We start from the raw sequence: 20261 nt of genomic DNA on the forward strand, positions 1-20261 counted from the left end.
TTTAGCGCCCGCGAGATTTTGTTTTTTCTTCTTCGGAAACATCTTCTATGCCGTTCTCAGTTATTTTAAATATTTCCTCTCCTTCTGGCAAGTAGGGACTAGAAACTAAGCGGGCAATCCGAACGGGACCATGAGCAGCTCTTCGCAAATAAACACGCGTATGGCTCGTGTGCCCTACTATGTGACCGCCGATTGGGTGGACGGCATCTCCGAAGAACACGTCTGGTTTAGCCATAACTTGGTTTGTGACAACAGCTACTGCGTTGAAGGCTCTTGCTAGTCCAATGAGCTTGTGCATGTGTTTGTTTAGTCTCTGCTGTCTCGAAGCTAACATTTCACGTCCGATGTATTCGCTTCTGAAATGCGCTGTTAAAGAGTCGACAATTATGAGTTTCACGTTGTTTTCTTTTATCACTTGGTCAGCGTTCTCAAGCAGAAACATTTGGTGGTCAGAAGTGTATGCTTCAGCGTAAATGATGTTTTTAACCACTTGTGCTGGGTCTAATCCCAAGTGTCTTGCCATCTGCACAATCCGTTCAGTTCTAAAAGTGTTTTCAGTATCCACATACAAGGCTGAACCGTTGAGTCCGCCTCGTTCTGGAGGCAACTGCACGTTGACGCAGAGTTGGTGGCAGATTTGGCTTTTTCCGCTGCCGTATTCGCCGTAGAACTCGGTTATTGTCTGCGTTTCCAGTCCGCCATCGAGTATTCTGTCTAAGGCTTTGCTTCCCGATGTTAAACGCAGAACATTCTGGCGCATTTTGAGAAGCTCATCGGCGCGGATGAATGAAATGCCTATAGAAGACCGTGCAGCTTCGATTATGGTGAGGGCTTTTTTCTCGCTTATGCCCACTGGTTCCAACTCGCGGGCGGTAGCCATAGCCAAAGACTCAACAGTGTGATAGCCCAACTCCTTCAATTTCTGCGCGGTAGCCGGACCAATGCCTGGCAAATCTTCTAGAAACTCGAATTTTTTCCTCGTTGTGCTTGAACATTCGCATTCTTTCTTTTCTTCCTCAGCCATCAAACAAACTCTCCTTCCTAACAGCCCAAGAGAGAGTTACGGCAAGACATATTTAAAACAAGCGAAGTGCAATAACGCTGAAACCATAGAGAGATAAGTTAAAGTGAACTTTGGAAATTCTTAAATATTTTAGAACATCACGCTTGATTGTTTAAGCTTGGTGAATCTTTAGTGTCTCAAACAGTCATAACGGTTTCGGGTTTAACAAAATATTATGGAGAATTTAAGGCGTTAGATTCGGTTTCTTTCACAGTGGATAAAAGTTGGGTTTACGGTTATCTGGGTCCAAATGGTGCAGGAAAAACAACCACAATAAGAACCATGCTGGGTCTGTTAAAACCCGGCCAAGGCGAAGTTCAAATAGCAAACGTCAACCCATTAGAAGACCCGGTGAATGCTCTCAAAATCGTGGGGTACGCTCCAGAGTTGCCAACCCTTCAAGCTTTTTTCACTGGAGAGCAATTGTTGGATTTAATGGGTAAAATGTATGGTCTATCAACACAAGAAAGAAAGGAAAGAATAAGCAAGCTCCTCGAAACTGTGGGCTTGCAAGATTGGGGAAACGTAAAAATTGGAAAGTACAGCAAAGGCATGGTTCAGAGATTGTCAGTAGCTTTGGCTCTTGTTGGCGACCCGTTGGTTCTCATCATGGATGAGCCAACGATAGGTATGGACCCGGAAGCTACAGCGCACTTCCGAAATTTGTTTGCAAGTCTTTCCAAAGAAGGGAAAACAGTTTTTATTTCTTCTCATCTCTTGGATGAGGTTCAACGCATATGCACCCATATTGGAATGATTAACAGGGGAAGGCTAGTATTCAGTGGCCCCATATCGCAGGTTTTGGAAGCATTCACAGAAAAGTGGATTGTGGAAGTTGAGCTGGAAAAAATTACTGAAGAAGTGGTTTCAGCCATAAGAAGACTTGATTATGTTGAGAATGTGAAGATTAACGGAAATAAGTTAATGATATTGCTGAAGGAAAAGAAGGATTTGCGTGGTGAAATATCCTCAGAAATCTTTAAACACAAAGGAGTTTTGCTGGGCTTAAACCTTCAAAAAGCCACCTTAGAAGACGCATATCTTCAAGCTTTGAAAGGAGGCGAATAAATGAACGCCATGCAAAGGATAGCCGTGATACTTTGGTATGAGTGGAGAAGAGCCTTAGCAAAGAAATGGGTAATAGTGCTATCTATTCTAGCCATAGTTTTTGAAGCGCTACCGTTCATCGCCCTCTCTCAAATTCCATTTTCCTATCTTCCAGAAGAAACTAGAGAAAACATGTGGGTCGTAGGTGTCTTAAACGGTCAAAGCCTTTTCGTCCAACTCATAGCGATACAGATTGCCGGAAGCTCAATGTCAGAAGAATATGAACAAGGAACAGCTGATGTATTGCTTTCAAAACCCATTACGAGGGCAGAGTTTCTTGCCGGGAAATTCTTCGGTGGTTTTCTCTTATTATGTTTAGTGGAAACTATCACAACAATTACTGGCGTGGTTTTATCTTTTGTTTTCTTCGGGATTCAGCGGAACATTCATTTTGTTCCGCTCATATTTGCAGCAATCATTTACGCTTCACTTGTATTCTACTCTTTAACATTCATGTTCAGCGAAGTTCTCAGAAGAAGTAACCTTGCCATGTTTGCTGGTTTCGGCGTATTTTTAGTTTCGGAAATAGTGGGCACCTATCTGCTTTTCTTACCAGGGCAGTTTTACAGGGACCTTAGTCAACTACTCCCCACATGGAGTGCAACAGCTCTTCCTACAAGTTTGGCGATGGATCTTAATTTATTTCCCGGTGGCGGGTTTGTAAGTGGTTTAACATTCACAACTGTTGGAGACGTTAAACTTGCGACTGTCATAATAGCGATTTACACCACCATTTTTGTTGCGTTAACTTATCTCAGATTTGTTAGGTCTGATGTGACGAAAAAAGCTGCCTAGTCCACCTACAATTAATCTTCTGTTTTGCTTACAACTCAAGACAAGGTATAAGTACGTGAATTGTTCATAAAACCGAAAATGCAAGAGGAGAAAAAGCATGGAGAAAACGAAAATTGTGGAAAATGTCGCCTTTAACATTCTAAAACAAGCCGTAATTTACCTGCCAGACGACGTTAAACAAGCATTAAAGAAGGCTTATGCGGAAGAAACAAGCGAAGTCGGCAATACCCAGCTGAAGGCAATTCTGGACAACATTGAACTCGCCGAAAAATACCAAGCGCCTGTTTGCCAAGACACTGGCACAATAATATTCTATATAAAAGCTGGTTCGAAAGCCAAAGACCTTGACAAAATCGAAGAGGCACTAGTAAATGCCGTGCGAAAAGCCACAAAAGAAATTCCGCTGCGCCCAAACGCCGTTGACCCATTCACACAGAAAAACAGCGGAGACAACACAGGAAGGTTCATACCACACGTGAACTGGGAAATCGTACCCGGCGACAGCATAGAATTAACTGTTATGACGAAAGGCGGAGGCTCCGAAAACGTCTGCGTAACAGGAATGCTCGTGCCCGGCGAAGGAATAAAAGGACTGAAAAGGTTCGTCATAGACGCCGTGATAAAGGCTGGAGCGCAACCGTGCCCGCCGACAATTTTGGGCATTGCAATGGGAGGCGGAGCCGACATTTCCATGAAACTGGCTAAGAAGGCGCTTCTCAAGCCCTTAAACGAGCCTAATTCAAACCCGGAAATTGCCAAGCTTGAGAAAGAAATTTTCGAAGCTGCAAACATGACTGGAATCGGACCGATGGGACTTGGCGGAAAAACAACCGTGTTAGGCGTGCACATTGACTATGCTTTTAGGCATCCAGCATCGTTTCCCGCAGCCGTCGCATTTAACTGTTGGGCTGCAAGACGAGCTTCTGCAAGGATTAATGCAGACGGAACCGTGGAATATCTAACTCATAAACTGAAATAGTGAGGTGAAAAAGCATGGCTGTTTACCATCTTAAAACGCCAATCTCGGAAGAAGAGATTCGCAAACTCAAAGTGAACGACGTAATATACATAACTGGCACAATAGTGACCGCCCGTGATCAAGCGCACAGAAGAGCCCTCGAATATCACAGCCAAGGCAAACCTTTACCGCTTAACCTTGAAGGACTAGCCGTTTTCCATTGCGGTCCAGTCGTGAGCAAGGAAGGCGAAAAATGGATTGCCGTTGCCGCTGGACCAACAACAAGCACGAGGATGGACATTTTTGAAGACGAATTCATAAAGAATTTTAAAGTGCGTGTGGTAATAGGCAAGGGTGGAATGGGCAAAAAAACAACAGACGCAATGGCAAAGTATGGCGCTGTTTATGGCGCTTTCACCGGAGGAGCCGCAATACTAGCTGCTAAAGCCATAAAAAACGTCAAAAGCGCCGAATGGCTTGATTTAGGCACGCCAGAAGCCTTATGGGTTTTTGAGGTTGAAAATTTTGGACCTTTGGCTGTGGCTATCGACTCTCATGGAAACAACATTTTCATGGATGTCGCAAAGAAGGTCGAAGAGAACAAGCAGAAGATTTATCAGAAACTTGGAATTTAACGCCTCTCCATTTTTCTTAATTTCTGTTTTTGATTTTTGATAGTTAATTACGATTTTGTTTAGTGTATCAGAAGATTTAATATGTTTTTCAACAATCACGTAAACGGGGCCAGAGTCATGCTCAAGAACTTTAAAGAGAAGATGACCCTTTCCGGAATAATTGTACTAATGATTGGCGTAGCCTTGCTAATAGCCACTTTCATAAGCGCCTATGGATTTCTAACGCAAAGTCTTTCAATTTTGACTTCAAGCGACTTGGTCGGGGTCTTCGGCGAGGCACTAGCTCCTCTAATTGCGACGTGCATAAGAATAATGTATCTTGGAGTGATGGGCTGGATAGGCTCACTGCTCACAATAAGAGGCGTAACATTACTAGTCAACGCGCCAAAAACCGAAGTTGCCGCTCCTCAAAAACCAGCCATAACCACACCGCAACCAAAACCAGCACCTCAGAAAGGAAAAGTTGAACCGCAAAAAGAACAGAAGCCAGAAGCTAAGCCTTCAGAGCCAGAGTTTGTCGTCATACCACCAGAACAAGTAGCCCAACCCCAATCGCAACCGCAACCACAGCCACAAGCTGAACAAAAAGAGCAGCAGAAAAACAATTCTTCTCCCCAACAATCCAATCAATAAACGCCTTTGTAAAACGCCGGAAAAGGAATAACTATGCAAATACCAATTCGAATAATAGGCGTAGCCACAACAATTTTCTGGATTTTTCTAATCATATTTGCAATAACCGCAGTTTACTCCGTTAAAGATGTAAGTTTCGAGTTCGGCGAACCACAGATGAACCTCACCGAGGATGGCGAAATGGTTTTTTCTCTTCCAGTAACAATCACAAACAAGGGCTTTTACAACATTGGATTTTTCAACGTGACAACCAAAGTTTCAGACGAGAACGGACATGTAATTGCTGAAGGTTCTTCATCTACACCACTCATTAAGAGCGGTGAAAAAGTAACTGCAATCCATAACATGACAGTCAATTTTAGCGATTTGATGCAGAACAACCAAAACTACCTTTTCAACGACACTGAACTGAAAATTTTCACCGCATTAGGCATGGGTATTGCACAAGCGATTCCAGTTCAAGCCTCAACAAACATGTCTATTCCGTGGGGCGCACCACTCTATAATTTCATGTTAGGAACACCAGAGCATGTAGCATTTAACTCGACACACGCGCGGGTTACGGTGCCGGTGAGCTTTGAGAACCACGCATTCTTCGATGTCACAGGAACCATGCAAGTTAAAATGTATAATAACGCTGACTTGCTCGTGAGCGAAAGCCAAACCGCTGTTGACGCTTTACAGCATTCTTTCTATGAGGGTTATGTGGAGTTTTACGTGCCAACAACAAGGCTGACCCATACTGGATATTTTGAAGTTTACTTTCTAACTCCCGTTTTCAATTATGGACCCTTGGTGATTCCATATGGTTGAAGCAACTAATAATCTGAAGACAAAACTTAAGAAATTCACGTTCAAAGCCTTAAAGGCAACAGTGAAAGGCGTCATTTTTTACGTTGTATACTTTGTTTTATGGACAATGTTTTTAGCACAAGCAGCCACTTTAGTTCCTGGCTTGCAACAAGTTATTGAAGCCTTCGTCATGGTGTATGTTGTTTTAATAGTTATTGGCGAGCTTACTTCTGGAACAATCTACCGATTCTTTTTTGATGCAGCAAAAGCCTTGTTTGTCATAGGCTACTTGATTTTCTCTTTGAAAGGCGGCGTGATTGATTTTTCCTTCGAAAACATAAACTTGCTTGTCGACCTCAGAGTATTCTTGTCAATCGCTATACTCCTCAGCCTTTTGGGATTGGCAAAGTCCGTGCTTGGCGCTATCAACTTCATGAGCGAAAAAGCAGAAATTGCATACGTCTAGTTTTACTCGTCCCTATCTTGTTTAAGCTCTCGACTCATTAGATAAGCGTCTTCTCCATCAGCGTAGTAACCGTGAATTGTGCGAGTTACTTGAAAACCAAGCTTCTTGTAAAGGCTTATCGCTTGAGTGTTAGTTACTCTCACTTCCAGAAAACACTGTTTTGCATTATACAATCGCATGCCTTCCATGGCTTTGCTGACTAAAGCTTCTCCAATACCCTTGCGTCTGTATTGAGGCAGAACAGCCACTGAAACGATGTGTCCCTTTTTCACTAAGCCCTTGAAACCAAAATTTGACAAGCCTAACTCCATGCGGCACATTATGTAGCCTACAACTTCGCCGTTTTCTTCTGCGACAATGAAAGTTTCTGGGAATCTCTGGTGCAAATCGATGAAGAAGAAGTCTGTGTAGTTTTCTGGCAGACAAACCATGTTAATGTGCACTACGCTTCGAAGGTCGTTCATTGTGAATTTGCGCAGTTTAAAGGTTTGCTGCAAGTTTTCGTCTCCCCGTTTGTCTTATTGCATAAACTAGAGAAGAGTTAATCAATTTTCCGTTTTTAACTGTTCGCTGGGATGGTTTGTTCTTCGGTTATTTTGACTTCGGGTAAAGTGAAGTTTCCATAGGGCATAACCCAAACTCTCGCGTTTTTTCCAGCAATGTTGAAAGCATCGTTTAAAGCGTCATTCACTGCTCTGGCAGTTTTCAACTTGAAAATGCTCGTGGCATAATAGTCTGGCATGGCGGAGACCAAAATTATCTGAACCTTTTGCAAAGCCTTCATGAGATAATAGGCTTTGTGTCCACCCAAAACAAAATTGCGTTTAATCTCCTTCTCAACAGCCTTCAAATCTTTAAATTTAACCATCCAATCATAAAACACTTGGTTTCCATGTCCTTCCGGGCATTCGGCAACCAAAATTATCACACCGCCGCGTTTAACGACTTCCAAAGCGCTGTCAACGCCCTTGTAAGCTTGGAAAAGGTTTAGGTCTGCGGGTTCGCCGCCGGGGCTCACGACAACTATGTCTGCTTTGCGGTCCACGGTTACGCGGTACATTTCATCAACGACTTTGACTCCTTCGTAAAAGGCTTGTTCTAAGTCACCTGCGAAGGCTTTGACGATTTCGCCTTTGCTGTTTGCTACAACGTTTAGAATGAAGTCTACCCTGGCTAATTTTGCAGCTTCAATCATGTCCTCGTGGACTGGATTTCCTTTTAGAACGCCAGTTTTTGCGTCTGGATGTAGAATCATGGCATGATTGTTCTTTATTGTTTCTTCACCTGAAACTCCGGGCAAGACGCTTTTTCTTCCGCCGCCATAACCAGCATAATAATGAAAACCTACGTCACCAGTCAGTATCCTCACGTCTGCTTCGGCGAAAACACGGTTCAAATACACTTTAGTTCCGTATTTCGGCGTTGTGCCAACATAAACTAAATCTTGAGCTTTGCAATTGTGACTTATTGCTTTCACACGGTTAAGAACAGCTTCGCCTAACAATTTGACGGCTTCTTCTTGAGTTACAGCCCTATGGGTTCCACAAGCAAAAATTACGGTTATATTTTCATCTTTAACTCCAACAGTGTTCAACTCATCCAATACTGGCGGAACCATAAGATGGCTCGGTGCAGGTCTGGTTGCGTCGTCAACAACTATCGCCACTTTATGCTCTGGCTTAACAATTTCGCTTAATTTTTTTGAGCCAACAGGTTCTTTTAAGGCTCTTTCAATTTCAGCTTTAGCGTCTGGCACGCCGGGTTTCTCGTGTGGTTCTATTGTGCCAAGAAAGTTTCGCGTGGGGATTCTTACGCAGACTTCTGTTTTTCCATAGGGAAGCCAAACGTCAACCATAAGGACACCACTTTGAATATTGAAACACACAAACAGCAACTATTAAGCCTTTATCACAGCACAAGTTCTTTAAAACATAAACACGCTAATTATATGATTGTGAGGAATCACACATGTCAATCGAAAAATCTCCCGCAAAAAACGAAATCCTCTTCGTATGGTTTAATCGCTACGCCGGAGTAACCCTGAAAACTCCATCCAAAACATTCGTAATAGATCCTGTTGATGTTAAAGCCAAAAATTTCCAGAACGTAGACGCAATATTAATCACGCATGAACATTATGACCACTTGGACCAGTCGCTAATTTCAGAAATTCACAAACTAACACAGTGCATGGTCGTGGCAGACCCAACATCCGCAAGAAAACTGCGAAATACAATTCCTTCAGAAAAACTGCAAGAAGTTCAGCCTGGCTCAGAAATCAAAATTGGCGAAGTCTCCGTAAAAGCGGAAAAATGCAACCATCCACCAGCAACCACACCCACAACCTTCATAATCACAAGCGAGGACGGCGTCAAAGTTTTCCACACAGCAGACAGCCTACCCTTTCCAGAAATGGCAAGTATGAGTGAAAAAGAAAAATTTGATGTAGTCTTCTGCACCGTCGGAATAGCGCCCGGTGCATCTCCCGAAACTGGTGTGGAAATTGTAAGATTGACGAAACCTAAAGTAGCCGTTCCATACCACACAGGCTCACCCGCAGACCAGAAGAAATTTGCTGAATTATTAAAGAAGGAAATGCCCAAAGTCAACTGTTTAATACCGGAGGTTGGCAAAATCTACCAAGTAGGAAAAAGGACGTGACACAGTGCCAGCGACAAAAGACAAAGAAACCGTCAAAATCGAAATCTGCAAAATTCTAAACAAAATAGGCGCTTTACAGTTTGGAGCCTTCAAACTTACGAGCGGAAAAATAAGCCCATACTATATAGACTTGCGCATAGTGCCAAGCTTTCCAGACGCTTTCAAAGAAATCTGCAACTTCTGCGTGGATTTCATTAAAACAGAAGTGAACACAAAAAACTTTGAAAGAATAGCCGGCATCCCCGTAGCAGGCATTCCCTTTGCATCCATAATCTCTTACAGTTTACAGAAACCATTCATTTACGTCCGTAAAGGCGCACGCTTACACGGAAGACAAAGAAGAATCGAAGGAATCCTAGCACCCGGAGACCACATACTGCTAGTTGACGACTTAATCACGACCGGTTTATCTTTAAAGAAAGCAGCAAAAGCAATAACCGCTGAAGGTGGTGTTGTAACTGACGCGGTTGTGCTTCTTGATAGGGAAGAAGGCGGAAAAGGAAAACTGGCAAAAAGCGGAATAAAACTGCACTCGCTTATCAACATTCACGAAATAGCCAACAAACTGTATGAGACCGGCGTCATAGATGAGGAACAACTAAAAACCATTTTGAAACAAATCAAAAAGAGATAAAAAAAGCTAAGAAATGTAGATTTTAATGGTTTACTCGTAGAATATGAGTTGCTGCTCTTCCAGTATATTATGGAGTTTATGCACCGCGTCATAAACATCCTGTTCTTTCTTCGCCCCAGTGCAAACCAACTTTCCACTTGCAAACAACAATATGACAACCTTCGGCCCATCCATCCTGTAAATGAGCCCAGGAAACTGTTCAGGCTCATACATTGTCTTTCCAAGCGTGTACGCTGACTTTTCCAAGTCAATCATTCCGCCTAGGCTTGCAGACGCCACAATGTTCTGTATTTTCAGCTCCGGCTTACTAATGATTATTATGCCGCCTTTCTTCAGTTCCTTAATCACTTTCATGACAGCCCTGCGCGCTTCCTTCTCTGATTTTGCACCGGTGCAAACCATCTTTCCAGAGTTGAAAATCAGCGTAGCCGTCTTCGGCCGCTTAAGCCTAAACACTAACCCTGGAAACTGTTCTGGACGGTATTCCACGCCTGGATAACCTTTCACAACCGCGTTCAAATCAACTTTCTGATTCAAGGTTGCAGAAGCAACCACGTTTTCTATGTTTATTTGAGCTTTAACTTTCGGCATGAACATCACTTCTTATAGTGAATGCTTAAATACCCTTTATAAAGCATTAGGTGGAAAATTCAACCTTGCTCATCAAACTACACATTACAGTTTTTGCTTTAATTGGGCACTAGCCATTTTAGGATGTTTCTATAATTGCCCTAACTAAACCTCCAACTAAGCCTCCAGCAGCTGCTACAACTACACCGAAAATGTTCAATAGTATCGCCACAATTCTTATGGCAAGATCAAGCGCTTCACTCACAAATCCAACTACGAACTCGCCAAGCGGCACAAGCCCACTTATCAAAAGCATTGTGGCCATTACTCCGCCAGCGATTCCTGCAAGAAAACCTGCAAAAGCTCCTTTACGCATTCCACTCCCAACTATTAATCCTGCAAGAAACCCTCCTGCTAAATGAGCAATTATTGGAAGAAAGCCCCCGCAAAAAACGATAACAAGAAACCCCACAGAAAATCCAAGAAAAAAGCTACTTAATTCGCCGTTATTTTTCGTCTCAGCGTCTTTTATTAATGGTTTCATGTGCGTCCATTTCTGTTCTTTCTGAGTTTTGGAATCAAAAGTTTCACAATTATTATGGCAAATATTAAGATCATTACTACGAGCATTCCAAAATAGCTAGATACAAAAAATACTAGGTGACCAATCCAAGGGACTCTAAAAATAACTTTGCCGATCAGAAGCTTTTCCGAAATCATGCCGTTCCAAGTGTAGTTTCCACTGTAATCAGACCAAATGTCATATTCTCTTTCGCTTAACTGTTCAGGCCATTTATGTATTCCTTTTCCGTCACTTTTCGTCTGGAAATATACAGTGCCGTTCACTTCTGTTTTTGCTACAACTCGCGTTATGACTAGTCCGCTTTCTGGAGAAGGACCCGCTTGTGGCACACGAAACACTACTATGTCGCTGTTGGGATATTCAGAGTTAACATTTTCCGCGTCTACCCCTTGAACCACTATTACGTCTCCTCTGTGCAGCGTATGTTCAAAGGGATGCGTAAAACCATCACATGAAACTTGCACAGTGCACATGTCACCTGAAGAAACAATAAGCAGAGGCTGTTCTGTGTTTAACGCAAATTTTAAGGTGAACCAAAAACCCAAAAGTCCAACAGCCAACAATAAAAGGAATATAACAATTTTTAGAAATCTTTTTTTGCGGGCTCCTTCGAGTTTTGCAAAACCTATTTTGCGTGGTTTTGACTGCATATTCCTAAGTGTACTATTCTGTTAATATAGGCTTTTGAGCTTCAATAACGGTTTTCGCCTTTTTCTTATGCCTCAGAAATTTCATCAGTTCCCAAACGTCCACCACTATCAAAAGAATTATTGCAGCTTGAGCCCACGAGAAGGTTGCAACACCCAATCTTATTCCCTCATGCGAGCCGTCACTTACGTTAGCGTTGATTGTGTATGTTAGGAAATTGGAAATTAGATAAACTTCGTGAACGTTGCTGAAATCGTGGTGAAACTCTACGTCAGGATACATCCCATGAATTGGAACGTTTTGCGCTGGGTTGGCTCCTGGCTGCCAGAAAGTGAAGGCTCCCCATAAACTAAAGGCTATGAAAGTTATGATTAGTATGTTTATGACAAGAAGATAAACCATGCTTAGGCTGATTTTTCCAAACAGTTTCTTTTCTTTCCATGTTTCTGTTTTTTCGCCTTGTTTTTCTTCTTTTTCACTTTCGAAGGGAAACATCAGAAACAACACTATTATAATGATAATTATGATTGTGAACAAATACATGTTTGCCTTCGACTGCATAAGCAGCGCTAAATTGCCAACCCAGGGAATTTTTCCTACAACTTTTCCGACAAGTAAGGATGCGGGCCAAGGAGAAAATTGGTCTTTTTCTCCAGGAACGTTGTCTCCTTTTGTGTAGATTATATAGCCACTAGTGGTGTTTTCTATTTTGACGGCTCTGTGGACAATAAGGTCTTCTGGTTTAGATTTGTTTCTGAAGACGACAATGTCTCCGTCGAGGTAGTTGGCATGTATTTGTTCTGGTGGTATGCCTTGGACTATTATTAGGTCGCCTACTTTTAGTGTTGGCAGCATACTTGTGGAGACTACTGCTAATGCGGGGTGTTCAGTGTTAAGCGCAAATTGTACAGTGTACCAGAATCCGAAAACTATGCCTAAGATTAGGAAAATTGTTATTATAGTTTGGAAATACTCGTTTTTCCACAATTTCTTGAGAGTTGCCGTTGCCAATTTCGCGCCTTCTTTGGATTGGAAGTTCTTGTTGTTTTAGGCTTCTATGCTTTAAAACTTACCGCTTTTAATGAATTGAAAAATAGGGGGAGGAGGGGGTAAGTGCGAAGCGCCGGCGAGTGGAATTTAAACTTTCTTCTTGCTTAGGACTTCTCGGAATGGTTTCTTACATTTGGGGCAGTCGAAAAGTCCGATTTCCAACTGCATTCTCTTTCCTGATTTGTCTGGGCGTCCAGCCATTGTCCACTTCTTTTTTGGCGATGATACGACGGTTCCGCATTTTGGACATTTAGCCATTTAATTTCCTCCAATATTCTCAGTATCCATGGTTTCATATGATGGTAGATAAAAAACTTTCCATTGTTTTCGGATAGAAAAGCTTCGCTTGAGCATTTTGTTTAAACATTTTTATTGCAAAAGCATGGTGATGATTTGGCAAAGACTTTTAAATTAAAGCCTAAAAATGGGTACGTGGCTGGTTGGAATCGCTTATGGAAGAGGATTTGGCGCTGTTTGCTGTTGGTTATGCGGTTAAATTGGGCGCGGATTACGTGGATGTGAGGCTTGAAGACCATTATAATGAGCTTATAACCGTTGCAGATGGCAAGGTTCAACGTGGAGTCATTAATCGGAAACGTGGATTAGGCGTTAGAACGCTGGTTAATGGAGCATGGGGTTTTCAATCAACGACAAATTTAAGTAAAAAAGGAGTTGGACAAGCAGCGGAAATTGCATTCAAAACAGCAAAAGCATCAAGCCGACATGTCCATGTACCAGTAAAGCTTGCACCCGCTAAGGCATACAAGACTTCATACAAGACTAAGGTGAAAGTTGACTTGGAAAATGTGGCGTTTGAGGATAAGCTTAAAGAGATGCTGGTGTGGGAGAAGAAACTGCACACTTCAAAAAGGATTGTTCGAGGGTCAGTTGAGTTTACGGGAATAAAAATTGACAAAGTCTTCGTGAACAGTGAAGGCGCAGACATTCGTTTTTCTAACTCTGTAGCGTGGGTTGGTTTGAAGGCTGATGCTAAGAAAGGCGATGTGACACAGTTTTATGAGAAGATGGTTGGGCATTCGGGTGGTTATGAAATATTTCAAAAGAATGATATGGAAGAAATAAGTGTGGAAACTGGAAGAAAAGCGGAGAGTTTGCTGGAGGCTAAGGCTGTCAAAACAGAGAAGGACGCAGTGGTTGTTCTCGACAGTAATTATGTTGCTTTGCTTACGCATGAGATTGTTGGGCATCCGAGCGAGGCGGACAGAGTTCTTGGGCGTGAGGCTGCTTGGGCTGGGACTACATGGTGGGCGGGCAAGATTGGCGAGAAGATAGGCTCAGACTATTTTACTGCGTATGATGACCCTACGGTTGCGGGAACTCTGGGCTACTTTCTTTATGATGACGAAGGCGTGAAAGCCAAGCGAAAAGTGCTCATCGAAAAGGGTGTTTTGAAAGGGCACATGCATAGCCGCGAGACTGCTGCCGTTTTCGGTGTTGAGCCGAACGCTGGGATGCGGGCGATAACGTTTGAGTATATTCCGTTGATTCGCATGTCCAACACTTTTCTAGGTGAGGGTGACTGGAAGAAGGGCGAGCTTATTGAGGACACTAAGCATGGATACTTGATTTCGTGTATGCGGCACCCGTCAATAGATGATAAACGGTATAACTGGACGATTAGTGCACAGGAGGCTTATGAAATAAAGAACGGCGAGTTAACAACGCATTTGCGGGACATAGCCTTAACGTCAACCGCGCCTAAAGTCTTCAAAAGCATAAACGCCGCTACAAAAGATGCGGAGCTTGTGCCGTTGCCCGGATGTGGCAAAGGCGACCCGATGCAGTCGTTGTATGTGGGGAATGGTGGTCCTTACATTCGTGGGGTTGCCACGGTTTTGGGGGTGCAATGATTATGGCGTCTGCTTTGGATTATTTGAAGGAAGCTGGAGAGGCTGTTTTGAGAATTGCTGAGAAGCGGGAATTAAGCGAAGCGGAGGCTTTTCTTGTTTCGAACAAGGTGTTGACGGTTAGGCTTGTGAATAATGCAGTTTTTGAGTCTAAAGGCGTGCATGATGTTGGTGTTGGCTTACGCGCCCTCAAAGGCAACATGCTGGGCTTCAGTTCTACAGCAGACTTGTCGAAAGGCTCTTTGGAGAAGCTTGTTGATGCGGCTTTGGCTACTGCAAAAGCCAGAAAATTGCCGTTCAAATACTCTTTTCCAAAGCCAAGCAAGGTTCCGAAGGTTTCTGGAGTTTATGATAAGCGATTGGCTGGGCTTCCTTCGGAGAAGGCTGTTGACCTTGCATATGAGATTGTTGAGGCGTCGCTTGGGTATAGCAAGAAGGTTGTGGATAACGCTGGCGTGCTGAACATTGTGAATTACGAGACGCTTACACTGAACAGTAACGGTGTTTCTGCGGAAAATTGTGGAACATTCTTTGAAGCTAGTCTAAGCGCGACGGCTAAAAGTGGAAAAGAAGTTTCTGAAGGTTCAGATGCAACTGCTGGACGAAACCTAAAAGAGCTCAAGCCAAAAAATGTCGGCGAGAAAGCAGCGGAGATGGCTGTTTCTGGATTGAAGGCGAAGAAGTTAAAGGCGGACACTTATACGGTGATTTTGGATTATGAGCCAACCCACTCTATAATCGGCTATCTCTCAATGCTAGTTAGTCCATTGTTTGCGAAGCTTTTCTCTCCACTTTTGTTGGACAAAATAGGCAAGAAAGTGGCTAGTTCTCAAGTGACTTTGGTTGATAACCCTTTAATGCCAAACGGTGTAGGCTCGGCGCCTGTGGATGATGAGGGGACTCCGTCCAGAAAGAATGTTGTAATTGATAATGGTGTTTTGAAAACTTTTGTGTACGACAGTTTTTATGGAGCTATGGAGAAGAAAAGAACAACTGCAAGCGCTGTTCGGGCGTCTTTGGCTGTTGGTGTTAGCAGTTTTCCAGGCAAGAATTATAATTGCGAGAATGTTCCAGTGCCTAGGAATGCGTATTTTGAAGTTGGAAAGTGGAAGCGTGAGGAGATTTTAGAAGAGACAAGGAATGGTTTGCTTGTTAGGCGTTTTCATTATACGCGGTTGACGAATCCGACGCGTGGCGATTTTACGAGTATTTTGCGGATGGGCTTGATGACTGTGAAGAACGGCGAAATAGTAGGTGCTGTTGCGAAGTCAAGACTACTGGATAATTTGTTGAGTATGCTGCAGAGTGTTGATGCGGTTTCGGATAAGCTGGTTGTTGCGGGAGGTTGGGGGGACTACACGCATACGCCAGTAATCCGCACAAAAGCGCACATTACACCAATAGATTAGCCTTTTTCTCTTTTTCTTTCATTGCTCAAGGTTTTTGCTGTACCAGATGTAGGTTTGTGCCTCTTTAAAGCCTAATTTTTTGATAAAGCATATTCCCGCTGGATTATTGCTTTCTACATCAACCATGACGATGCGTGCGCCTTTCTCTTTAAAGCGTTTCTCCAGTTCTCTGTAGAGTCTTCTTCCCACACCAGTTTTCTGGAAGCGCTTTTGCACGCCAGCCCAAACAAAATAGCCGTAAGTCCACGGGCTGAATGGACGTTTCAAAATTGTTCCCAAAGCAAAGCCGACTATTTTGTTTGTTTTGGTATGTTCGGCTACGAGGCAGAGTTCCGGGTCATTGCTGAAAAGCGAAAGCAACTCGTCAGTGTTCCACGTTCTGTAAGTATATTGCAAACTTGACGGAGTGAAAGTTTTCTCGCCCAAATGCCAAACACTCGGAACGTCTTCCAAAGTCATCTGTCGGATTTCGATATTTGATTTAGGCTTTTTTATAGATTTTTTACGTTTGTTCACTTTTTAGAACCCAACGGTTTTTCTTTTTTATTCTAAAACAGTTATGTTTGCTCATTAAATCTTTAGCATGTTGCATCCTTCGATTATGAAGATGTAATCTTGTACTTGACTAGTTGGGTAGGGCATTAGGAAAGTTAGGTCTATGGTTTCTAGGAGTAGCATTTGTGTTTTGTAATCGTCGCTTAGGATTAGCCTTAACCAGACGTTTCCTTGCGTGCTATGTGTTGCGCTTATGAGCGGGCACAGGTAACGGTTTCCATTTATAATGGCGTACAGCTTCACTTGGTCTATGACGGATTCTGAAAATTCTAAGCCCGGCCAGCCTTCTCGCAAACGAAACTTAACAGTATAACTGCTTACGCCTACTTCCTCCTTTGAAACTTGCACCTCGCGGACCACATCCTCACCGGTTGGATTATGAATGTCTATGACGCCGTAATCTATCCATGCCGTGTCATTCCAAACAAACAAGGTTGGACACGGTTCGCTTGGACCGCCTCCAGTGAAGTTGCTGAAGACTGCTGTTAGAGAGTGATCTGTGTTCATCAGAACGTTTATGGTGTTGCTAAAATTGTAGTAGGCTACTCCATCCAGAACCCAACATTTAAGATAGTAGCCGTTGGCTGTGTCGGGAAAAGCAGTGACCGTTGCATACATGCCCTCCACATACGCGTATGTTCCAGGAGGCGGGTTGGTTGTGCCACCATCAGAGGCGCTGATGTTCAATATTCTCAACTGCTGAAAACTCACCGACATGCTATAAAAGCCGAAGCCTCCGTTTGTTGCGTTGACTTTTATATACCACCAGCTGCTTTCTCTTAACTCGTCTCCTTGAACGAGTTCTGCTTGTCCTGCTGGATTTTCAGATATGGAAATGATGTGGCGAGTTGAATTGTAAAGGTAGAGGTCGTAATTTGTATTGTTAGGTAGTGTTGGTGCAATAGTTACGCATACACGTCTATAGTAAGGAACATAGACTCTATAGTAGTCATCGTGGTCGTAGTCGTCATCTATGTAGAGCCAATTATAGGTTCCTTCGTGTATTTCTTCTGCTAGGTCGAAGGAGTTTTTGCCTTTGTCTGGGTTTACTTTGACATCGGTTATTGTTGTGGTTAGGTTCCATGAATACGCGGCGTAGCCATACTCCACGGTAGCCTTTATTGTTAGAGTGTGAGGCTGGTCTCTCGCAGAGTCGGTAAGCAACCAATAGAGGATTACATCTAAGGTGGCGTCTTGAACGTATGATGGATAACCATCTGTACGGTTTGCTGGAACTTTGATGTAAGCGCGTTGTCCATCCACGCGCTCGACAACATCAGTGGAATTGTATTGGGCTTTTGCAAATTGGTCGTAATATCCCCACGCTAATATAACCGCGCCTACAGGAATCGTTATTGGAGCGACGCTAAACTCTATCAATTCCCATCTCTGCGCCAAGTAGCCGCCAAAGCCCAACAGCCAATTGCTTGTGCTGGCAAGCAGCCTCTCCCAACTGCCAGTGTCGTCTGGCTGTGGTGGAGGATCAGTTTTTGTTTTAACGTTGTGTCCTCTGGGGAAGCCAAAAGCGTCTGGTATGCCGCATCGTGAATTAGTATTTGAATCCTGCGCTTCCAAGTATAGATTTTTTATGAAATTGTAATAGCCTTCTGCTTCAAATTTTATTGTTTTTCCGTTGAAGCTTGCTAGGTTGGATCCGCTGAGGCGTCCTGCGCCTTTGCTTAAGGAGCCGTCGTGGTTTTCGATGCCGTAGGTGAATGGGCGGTTAATGTTTTCTGTGTGGTTGTAGTTGAAGTAGACTAGGCCATTGACTGATGTCTCGAGTCCTTGGCGGTCTTGTTCATCTTCCCAAGCTGTATACATTAAAAGAACGGTTTGAAATGTCAAGCGGGTTGCTGTGTTTTTCACACGCACGTTTCTCCATGTTACAACAAAATAGTTTCTGTTACTTATCGGCGGGTAGGGCGGAACGTGGTAGTGATAACCAACAATTATTGAGGCTTGCTCGTCAACCACAAGATCTGTCCACAAAGGCGCTAAAAACGCGTTCGGCGCTTGTGGATTAGACAGCGAGGCAGGCTCGCCACCCTTATGTTCTGAAACGTCAAAGCTTATGAACCCGTTGCTGCTTATCCAAACGCAAGTCCACTCGCCATCCGCTTCGACACTTCTATATTTTGCATGATAAAACTTGAACCTGAAATCGTTGCCTAAAACGCCCCAGAACACTGAAAGGTTAAGCCACACGCCCCAATCGTCGCCCACGCCCGTGTAAACAACCTTCTGGTCATAATCAGACTCGTCTATCCAAAAATATGGAGTATCCCACATTTCAGAATAATCAAGCTTGCGCGTATTAGCCATCACAGTAACATTAAAACGCACACAATCATAGCCGTCAAACTCACTATCTGGATCGTAACTGCGCAACCCAACACCTAAGGCTATGGAAGCATTATCATCCGAGTTCACACCATAAACGTTCTGGTCCCCTAGCTTGATGGATCTATGCGGTCTTTCAAACTCAAAAGCTGTACACACTTGAAGTAATGTTTGAAAAAAGAAAATTGTGATTAACGCTGATACAAGTATTCTACGGCGGATTTTCACGCTTCATCACTTTGCGTTATAACTGTAACAGTGTATATGAAATGGCCCCCATCTGGTGCAGCTAGTTTTATGTACCGCCAGCCTGTTTTGTTTATCTTTAACATGAGTTGTTTTAACGAAGAATTTCCTCTGTTAAGCAGACAAGCCTCAAGCGTTCCGTTTGGACCATAAACGTATGTCTCAATCCCGCCGCCTCCCAAATAATTAAGATTGAGTATGACTGTGGTGCCTTCTTCCAGCCAAACTTTATAATAGTCTACACGATCAAAAGGGTCAATTGGGCATCCTACGTAGGCTCTGCGTGTTTGGTTTACGCTTAATTCCTCTGCGGTTTCGAAGCTGTTGTTATCGTCTGGAAAAACCTTCAGCACGAAAGGCTGAATAACCCTCTTGTAGACTGTGCCATTAAAATATGTAAATTCCACGTTTATCCTCAATAAATGTGACTGGTTATAGAGGCTGCGCAAAAGCCAGACGGTTGGCTTCCGGAAACTAGCATACTGTGGGTTGTTTACGCCCATCAAACTGAAATAAGCTTTCTGCGCTCCAACTAATCCATCAACGCTCTCAACCGTGGAAAGGTTATAAAGGTGAGTGGCTAGGTCTGGTTCTTTGAATAATCCAACCCGCGAAGCCGTATAATCTTCTTGAAAACTCACATTCACATACACTATGTAACCCCCTTGCACAGAAACCATTGAAGAAACTACCATCCTGAAACATGAAGAACCAAACTCAAATTCAGATTCACTACAATATGAATAGATTGTGATGGTTGGGTTCGCCAAGAAATCGTTACTAAAATATAAGGCTGTAATATTCTCGTTTGTGTCATTCTCTGTGACCTTTGTACTAAAGCTTGGTCTCTCAAACTCCCACCTAACCGGTTCCAACGTGACAGTCTCCGCCACTGTCTGCGCTTCGCTTGTTCTCTCCGTCAATTTAAACGCCACAAACAAACCCACGGGCACCACTATTATTGACAGCAGAACCGCAGTTTTCCAAGTTTTAAGGTTTGGGGCCTCCAAATAGTATTCCTCTGCATGATTCGCAAAGTTCAATAAAATTAATAATCGAAAATCGCCTTATAAGACTTGCGATTTTATCTTCTAGCAAAATCTTAAATCTTCGCTTATATGCTAGCGAATATTTTTGGTTGAACCTATTTATGGGGGGCTATAGTTAAAAAAGCCTAAATGAGCGCATCAACCATGCAAAACACTTTTACCTATCGCTTTGCGCTATTCTCTATCAGCATTGAGGCAC

22 protein-coding genes are annotated in these 20261 nt (G+C 43.2%); 11 read left to right on the forward strand and 11 right to left on the reverse strand.

All coding sequences use genetic code 11. The features are described 5' to 3' along the window. Position 1: 1 nt before the first annotated feature. A complete protein-coding gene (radA, locus tag HM003_07705; protein MBX5329216.1) occupies positions 2-1024 on the reverse strand; it encodes a DNA repair and recombination protein RadA in 1023 nt (340 codons plus the stop codon). A 171-nt stretch (positions 1025-1195) separates the two neighbouring features. Here radA and HM003_07710 point away from each other — a divergent pair, with 171 nt between their 5' ends. From HM003_07710 to HM003_07740, 7 genes are all read left to right on the forward strand, one after another. Next, the gene (locus HM003_07710) at positions 1196-2131 is read left to right on the forward strand and encodes an ABC transporter ATP-binding protein (protein ID MBX5329217.1); all 936 of its coding nucleotides are present in this window, start codon (positions 1196-1198) and stop codon (positions 2129-2131) included. Continuing rightward, a complete protein-coding gene (locus HM003_07715) occupies positions 2132-2965 on the forward strand; it encodes an ABC transporter permease subunit (GenBank protein ID MBX5329218.1) in 834 nt (277 codons plus the stop codon). A gap of 97 nt (positions 2966-3062) precedes the next feature. Beyond that, on the forward strand, positions 3063-3944 hold the full coding sequence (locus HM003_07720; GenBank protein MBX5329219.1) for a fumarate hydratase: 882 nt from the start codon (positions 3063-3065) through the stop codon (positions 3942-3944). A gap of 14 nt (positions 3945-3958) precedes the next feature. Then, entirely contained in the window at positions 3959-4558 is a 600-nt protein-coding gene (locus HM003_07725) for a fumarate hydratase (protein ID MBX5329220.1), read from the forward strand. 117 nt (positions 4559-4675) lie between these two features. After that, positions 4676-5191, forward strand: a complete 516-nt coding sequence (locus tag HM003_07730; protein MBX5329221.1) for a hypothetical protein — start codon at positions 4676-4678, stop codon at positions 5189-5191. A 33-nt stretch (positions 5192-5224) separates the two neighbouring features. Beyond that, entirely contained in the window at positions 5225-6004 is a 780-nt protein-coding gene (locus tag HM003_07735) for a hypothetical protein (protein MBX5329222.1), read from the forward strand. Then, on the forward strand, positions 5997-6449 hold the full coding sequence (locus tag HM003_07740; GenBank protein MBX5329223.1) for a hypothetical protein: 453 nt from the start codon (positions 5997-5999) through the stop codon (positions 6447-6449). The genes HM003_07735 and HM003_07740 overlap by 8 nt, the downstream gene beginning before the upstream one ends. A 2-nt stretch (positions 6450-6451) precedes the next feature. Here HM003_07740 and rimI read toward each other — a convergent pair whose 3' ends face one another. Both rimI and larA read right to left on the reverse strand, forming a co-directional pair. Next, positions 6452-6913, reverse strand: a complete 462-nt coding sequence (gene rimI, locus HM003_07745) for a ribosomal protein S18-alanine N-acetyltransferase (GenBank protein MBX5329224.1) — start codon at positions 6911-6913, stop codon at positions 6452-6454. 95 nt (positions 6914-7008) lie between these two features. Then, the gene (gene larA / locus HM003_07750) at positions 7009-8304 is read right to left on the reverse strand and encodes a nickel-dependent lactate racemase (protein ID MBX5329225.1); all 1296 of its coding nucleotides are present in this window, start codon (positions 8302-8304) and stop codon (positions 7009-7011) included. A gap of 113 nt (positions 8305-8417) precedes the next feature. Between larA and HM003_07755 the strand changes: the two genes are divergently transcribed. Continuing rightward, complete coding sequence (locus tag HM003_07755) at positions 8418-9110, forward strand: MBL fold metallo-hydrolase (GenBank protein ID MBX5329226.1); 693 nt, start codon at positions 8418-8420, stop codon at positions 9108-9110. 4 nt (positions 9111-9114) lie between these two features. Further along, a complete protein-coding gene (locus tag HM003_07760) occupies positions 9115-9744 on the forward strand; it encodes an orotate phosphoribosyltransferase (GenBank protein ID MBX5329227.1) in 630 nt (209 codons plus the stop codon). Positions 9745-9774: 30 nt separating this feature from the next. On the opposite strand, the gene HM003_07765 is transcribed toward HM003_07760, so the two are convergent. The 5 genes from HM003_07765 to HM003_07785 form a co-directional block, all read right to left on the reverse strand. After that, positions 9775-10335, reverse strand: coding sequence for a TATA-box-binding protein (locus HM003_07765; GenBank protein ID MBX5329228.1), 561 nt, complete (start codon positions 10333-10335; stop codon positions 9775-9777). A 118-nt stretch (positions 10336-10453) separates the two neighbouring features. Then, the gene (locus tag HM003_07770; GenBank protein ID MBX5329229.1) at positions 10454-10858 is read right to left on the reverse strand and encodes a DUF5518 domain-containing protein; all 405 of its coding nucleotides are present in this window, start codon (positions 10856-10858) and stop codon (positions 10454-10456) included. Continuing rightward, complete coding sequence (locus tag HM003_07775; GenBank protein ID MBX5329230.1) at positions 10855-11547, reverse strand: hypothetical protein; 693 nt, start codon at positions 11545-11547, stop codon at positions 10855-10857. The genes HM003_07770 and HM003_07775 overlap by 4 nt, the downstream gene beginning before the upstream one ends. A 13-nt stretch (positions 11548-11560) precedes the next feature. Next, positions 11561-12556 (reverse strand): signal peptidase I, encoded by a 996-nt coding sequence (locus HM003_07780; GenBank protein MBX5329231.1) that lies wholly within the window; start codon positions 12554-12556, stop codon positions 11561-11563. 126 nt (positions 12557-12682) lie between these two features. Continuing rightward, on the reverse strand, positions 12683-12853 hold the full coding sequence (locus HM003_07785) for a chorismate-binding protein (protein MBX5329232.1): 171 nt from the start codon (positions 12851-12853) through the stop codon (positions 12683-12685). A gap of 182 nt (positions 12854-13035) precedes the next feature. Between HM003_07785 and HM003_07790 the strand changes: the two genes are divergently transcribed. Further along, positions 13036-14466, forward strand: a complete 1431-nt coding sequence (locus tag HM003_07790; GenBank protein MBX5329233.1) for a TldD/PmbA family protein — start codon at positions 13036-13038, stop codon at positions 14464-14466. Positions 14467-14468: 2 nt separating this feature from the next. Further along, the gene (locus HM003_07795; protein MBX5329234.1) at positions 14469-15872 is read left to right on the forward strand and encodes a TldD/PmbA family protein; all 1404 of its coding nucleotides are present in this window, start codon (positions 14469-14471) and stop codon (positions 15870-15872) included. A gap of 18 nt (positions 15873-15890) precedes the next feature. Here the strand turns inward: HM003_07795 and HM003_07800 are convergent, their stop codons facing one another. From HM003_07800 to HM003_07810, 3 genes are read right to left on the reverse strand one after another with little or no spacing between them, the layout of a single operon-like run. After that, complete coding sequence (locus HM003_07800) at positions 15891-16388, reverse strand: GNAT family N-acetyltransferase (protein MBX5329235.1); 498 nt, start codon at positions 16386-16388, stop codon at positions 15891-15893. Between the two features lie 54 nt (positions 16389-16442). Continuing rightward, entirely contained in the window at positions 16443-18995 is a 2553-nt protein-coding gene (locus HM003_07805) for a hypothetical protein (GenBank protein MBX5329236.1), read from the reverse strand. Then, on the reverse strand, positions 18992-20023 hold the full coding sequence (locus HM003_07810) for a hypothetical protein (GenBank protein ID MBX5329237.1): 1032 nt from the start codon (positions 20021-20023) through the stop codon (positions 18992-18994). Before HM003_07810 ends, HM003_07805 begins: the two co-directional genes overlap by 4 nt. Positions 20024-20261: the final 238 nt, after the last annotated feature.

It is taken from the genome of Candidatus Bathyarchaeota archaeon A05DMB-5 (assembly GCA_019685655.1).
Classification (GTDB): domain Archaea; phylum Thermoproteota; class Bathyarchaeia; order Bathyarchaeales; family Bathycorpusculaceae; genus DSLH01.

What these genes read in the sequence shown, in the direction of transcription:
- radA (MBX5329216.1), bottom strand. Translation starts at nt 1,024, where the DNA reads ATGGCTGAGGAAGAAAAGAAAGAATGCGAATGTTCAAGCACAACGAGG.
- HM003_07715 (MBX5329218.1), top strand. Translation starts at nt 2,132, where the DNA reads ATGAACGCCATGCAAAGGATAGCCGTGATACTTTGGTATGAGTGGAGA.
- HM003_07720 (MBX5329219.1), top strand. Translation starts at nt 3,063, where the DNA reads ATGGAGAAAACGAAAATTGTGGAAAATGTCGCCTTTAACATTCTAAAA.
- HM003_07725 (MBX5329220.1), top strand. Translation starts at nt 3,959, where the DNA reads ATGGCTGTTTACCATCTTAAAACGCCAATCTCGGAAGAAGAGATTCGC.
- HM003_07730 (MBX5329221.1), top strand. Translation starts at nt 4,676, where the DNA reads ATGCTCAAGAACTTTAAAGAGAAGATGACCCTTTCCGGAATAATTGTA.
- HM003_07735 (MBX5329222.1), top strand. Translation starts at nt 5,225, where the DNA reads ATGCAAATACCAATTCGAATAATAGGCGTAGCCACAACAATTTTCTGG.
- HM003_07740 (MBX5329223.1), top strand. Translation starts at nt 5,997, where the DNA reads ATGGTTGAAGCAACTAATAATCTGAAGACAAAACTTAAGAAATTCACG.
- rimI (MBX5329224.1), bottom strand. Translation starts at nt 6,913, where the DNA reads ATGAACGACCTTCGAAGCGTAGTGCACATTAACATGGTTTGTCTGCCA.
- larA (MBX5329225.1), bottom strand. Translation starts at nt 8,304, where the DNA reads ATGGTTGACGTTTGGCTTCCCTATGGAAAAACAGAAGTCTGCGTAAGA.
- HM003_07755 (MBX5329226.1), top strand. Translation starts at nt 8,418, where the DNA reads ATGTCAATCGAAAAATCTCCCGCAAAAAACGAAATCCTCTTCGTATGG.
- HM003_07765 (MBX5329228.1), bottom strand. Translation starts at nt 10,335, where the DNA reads ATGCCGAAAGTTAAAGCTCAAATAAACATAGAAAACGTGGTTGCTTCT.
- HM003_07770 (MBX5329229.1), bottom strand. Translation starts at nt 10,858, where the DNA reads ATGAAACCATTAATAAAAGACGCTGAGACGAAAAATAACGGCGAATTA.
- HM003_07775 (MBX5329230.1), bottom strand. Translation starts at nt 11,547, where the DNA reads ATGCAGTCAAAACCACGCAAAATAGGTTTTGCAAAACTCGAAGGAGCC.
- HM003_07785 (MBX5329232.1), bottom strand. Translation starts at nt 12,853, where the DNA reads ATGGCTAAATGTCCAAAATGCGGAACCGTCGTATCATCGCCAAAAAAG.
- HM003_07795 (MBX5329234.1), top strand. Translation starts at nt 14,469, where the DNA reads ATGGCGTCTGCTTTGGATTATTTGAAGGAAGCTGGAGAGGCTGTTTTG.